The sequence below is a fragment of the Aeromonas sp. HMWF014 genome (assembly GCF_963878295.1).
Taxonomy (GTDB): Bacteria; Pseudomonadota; Gammaproteobacteria; order Enterobacterales; family Aeromonadaceae; genus Aeromonas; species Aeromonas popoffii.
Window position 1 is genome coordinate 1 of sequence record NZ_CAWNYS010000181.1, and the last position, 3380, is coordinate 3380.

The following is a 3380-nucleotide window of genomic DNA, read 5'->3' on the forward strand; positions in this document are numbered from 1 at the left end:
TCCCGGGAGAGGTCCCCACCAGGGATGGCGGCCCCATGACGGCCTTTATTGCGTGAACCGCGTCAGCCAATGATGGGGAAGAGAGACCAGATCATCTTTTTGATCAAGGCATTGAAGGTAGGTAGGTCAGGCCGGATAGTAGTAGCTTTTCGACAGTGGGCTCCATTAGAATCAACCGGCTGATTTCCACTACCGCACCTTGATACCGGACGCCTGCCTGCTCATGCTACCTCCTCGGTTCCTGAAAATTGACCTGCGCCGCCTCATACTCGTACTGGCCGTCATCAGCGTCATGGCGACTCTGGGCAACAGTTTTTATGCCACCTACGAAGCACAGCGGGCACTGCTGATCAGCAACACCCTGGATGCCAATCGCGTCTATGCGGCCAAGCTGGCCGAGATGACCAACACCATGATCCAGTCCAGTCAGAGCCAGCTGGCCTACAGCGCCGCCCTCCTCGCCCCCGCCATGACGGATCACAATACCCTCTTGAGCGAAGTACGGCGGCTGCAACAACAAACGGCGACCTTCAACTCGGTGGCCATCGTGAATGCCGATGCCATGGTCATGGCCGTCTATCCCGATACGCTGCAGATAAAGGGTGCCAAGCTCACCTCCCAAAGCGCCAAGCTGTCCATCACGACCCACCAGCCGATGATCACAGATCCGTTCGTTTCACTCTCGGGCAACTATCTCATCAGCATCTCCTACCCTATCTTCGACAAGGAGCAAACCTATCTGGGCTATGTGACGGGCACCATCTACCTCCAGTCACAGAACATGCTCTCCGGCATATTGGGCCAGCACTACTACCGGGATGGCTCTTCCCTTTATGTGGTTGACCGCAACAGAACTCGCATCTACCACCCGGACAACGCCAGGGTAGGCGAAAAGATCCGCGACAATGCGGTGGTCGACAAGGTACTAAACGGCGAAGAGGGGGCGCTGGAACTGACAAATGACGAGGGCACTGACATGCTGGCCGGATTCGCCCCCATCCAGCAGACCCACTGGGGAGTCGTCGCACAGCGCCCCCGCACCGCCACCCTGGCCGGGCTGGACACGCAGATGATGACAGTGCTGTTCAAGCTCATTCCCATCAATCTGCTGATCCTGCTCTTCATCTGGATTTCCGCCATCTTCATCTCCAGGCCCCTGTGGCAGCTGGCCAACAAGGCCAAGCTGATGGATCAGCAGGAGGCACTGAAAAACATCGCCAGGATCCGGGTCTGGTACTTCGAGGCGGCCCAGCTCAAGCAAGCCATGCTCAAAGGGCTGGGTCTGCTCAATACTAAGATTGATAAGCTGCACAGCGACAGCCACACCGACGCTATGACGGGCCTCGCCAATCGAAGGGGCATGCAACAGATGCTGGATCACTATCAGGCCCTGGGCCGGCCTCTCGCTGTGATAGCGCTGGACATAGACCACTTCAAGCAGATCAATGACAGCTTCGGCCACGATGTCGGGGACCAGGTGCTCAGCGCGCTGGCCAGCCTGATGCAGCAGGGAGCCAGACAGGCAGATGCCTTGTGTCGCAGCGGTGGCGAGGAGTTTCTGGTGCTGCTGCCCGAGCTGCCGCTCCACCTTGCCCACGAGATCGCCGAACGGCTGCGCCAACGGGTAGCCACCCATCCCATGCCCGGCACCGGGCACATTACCATCTCGCTCGGCGTCGCCTATTGGCCTGGCGAGGGGAACGACGATCTTAGTGCCGTGTTGAAGCAGGCCGACAAGGCGCTCTATGAAGCCAAGCATCGTGGTCGCAACCAAATTGTGGTGGCCAACGACCAAAGTGCCCTCATCCATGACGCCGTGCCACCCCCTCTAGTAGCACCGCCTGCTGATGCCCAGGAGCACGTGATCACCGGCTAGACACCGTCATTTGGGGGCGCACAGGACTTGGCCATGGGCTCGTATGTTGAAGCACCAGATACCATTAACTTGCTCTATATCGTCGCTGTAGAGCAGGCAAGCTTCATTAGAACGCAGTCCGTGGTATCGCCCTATCATGGCGATGAACATGCGCCACGGCTCTTGTTCCTTGGCCCATACATCAAACTGTTTCAACTCTGGATCTGTGTAACCAAATCTCACATTGACCTCTTTGACCCTCTTCAGCTTCAGGCCCTTGAAGATGTTTGTTGTTTGCTCTGTGTGGTCTGATAGCCAACTAAACAACAAACTCATTTTCTGAAGGTACTTGTTGATAGTCGTCTGTGATTTGCCAGAACCCAACTGCCAAGTTTTGAACGAGACAACATCAGCCTTTGTGTAGTCAGACAGACACTTATCGCCAACGTGTTCAATAAAGGTGCTGATGTAGTTTTGCTGGTTTTTGGTCTCTTTAGGTGCCCATGACAATTGCTTTTCCGCAATGTATGACTTTACGTGACCGGAAAGCTTTTCTTCTTGGTCTGGTGATGTGTGTTCGGAAGGTACAGCGGGGGACTCGACCCCAGAGGGGCTGCCGGTGCAAGCAGGGATGTGAACGTGCCCGTTTAGCGGGGGATCTTGTGTCGTTGATGCTTCAGCTTCAAACCCAACGGGTTTAGACATGACATCACGGCAAGCAGCATCGGAGATGCATACAGCTTGCTGCACATCAGGGCTGGAATGATTGAAGTGAATTTGAAGAGCCAAGAGCTGGGCTTGTGCCTTGTCTCTTGTTTTGAGGGATTTACGGAAGGTCTGACGGCGACCATTGCACATGGTGTGCTCGTTGATAGTAGTAAATACCGTTTCTATTCAGTAAGTACATATGGCACCCCCTATGAGGATTTTGTGCCAGTTTGTGTGACAGTGATACACAAACAGCTTGCCTTCAACAAGCTAAGTTACTGATCTTAAAAGGGAATTACAGAAAAAGGTGGTGACCCCACCAGCCGCATCCCGGCACTCGAGTCCCCCGCCTTGGCTGCTACCTTCCGGTCCTGACCAGGTTGACGAGTTATCAATGCGAGAGGACCAATGGGGCCACCGGCGACGAGAATAGCAAAGTCCCGTTTCATTGCAATGGCTTTCTACCGAGGGACGAACCGTTTGCCTTATTTTTCAACAATCTGCCGAATGAATCAGCTAAACAGCATGAACTTGGCCCCCACCAGCAACATCAGCAGGGCGAACGCCTGCTTGAGCCGTTGCGGGGAAAGTCTATGGGCAAGCTTTGCCCCCACACGGGCAAACTGGGTGCTGGTGAGCACTATGCCGAGTAAGGCGGGCAGGTAGATGAAACCCAGGCTCCATTCTGGCAGGGAGGCATTGCCCCAGCCGGCATAGAGGTAACTGAGGCTGCCCGCCAGGGCGATGGGCATGCTGCAGGCGGCAGAGGCCGCTACGGCGCTGCGTATCGGCACGCTGTTCCAGCTGAGATAGGGCA

The 3380-nt window shown here is 55.6% G+C and carries 3 protein-coding genes and 1 other RNA gene; 1 reads left to right on the plus strand and 3 read right to left on the minus strand.

Annotation, left to right across the window (positions count from 1 at the left end; all coding sequences use genetic code 11):
- The first annotated feature begins 223 nt into the window (after nt 1–223).
- On the plus strand, nt 224–1876 hold the full coding sequence (locus AAC083_RS07065) for a sensor domain-containing diguanylate cyclase (protein ID WP_108536183.1): 1653 nt from the start codon (nt 224–226) through the stop codon (nt 1874–1876).
- A 6-nt stretch (nt 1877–1882) separates the two neighbouring features.
- Here AAC083_RS07065 and AAC083_RS07070 read toward each other — a convergent pair whose 3' ends face one another.
- From AAC083_RS07070 to AAC083_RS07080, 3 genes are all read right to left on the minus strand, one after another.
- Nucleotides 1883–2713, minus strand: a complete 831-nt coding sequence (locus tag AAC083_RS07070) for a hypothetical protein (RefSeq protein WP_181364677.1) — start codon at nt 2711–2713, stop codon at nt 1883–1885.
- A 164-nt stretch (nt 2714–2877) separates the two neighbouring features.
- Nucleotides 2878–2974, minus strand: an RNA gene (gene ffs / locus AAC083_RS07075) — signal recognition particle sRNA small type.
- A 101-nt stretch (nt 2975–3075) separates the two neighbouring features.
- Nucleotides 3076–3380: TSUP family transporter (locus AAC083_RS07080; protein WP_146181607.1), on the minus strand; the 305-nt coding region annotated here is incomplete at its 5' end.

What these genes read in the sequence shown, in the direction of transcription:
- AAC083_RS07070 (WP_181364677.1), bottom strand. Translation starts at nt 2,713, where the DNA reads ATGTGCAATGGTCGCCGTCAGACCTTCCGTAAATCCCTCAAAACAAGA.
- AAC083_RS07065 (WP_108536183.1), top strand. Translation starts at nt 224, where the DNA reads ATGCTACCTCCTCGGTTCCTGAAAATTGACCTGCGCCGCCTCATACTC.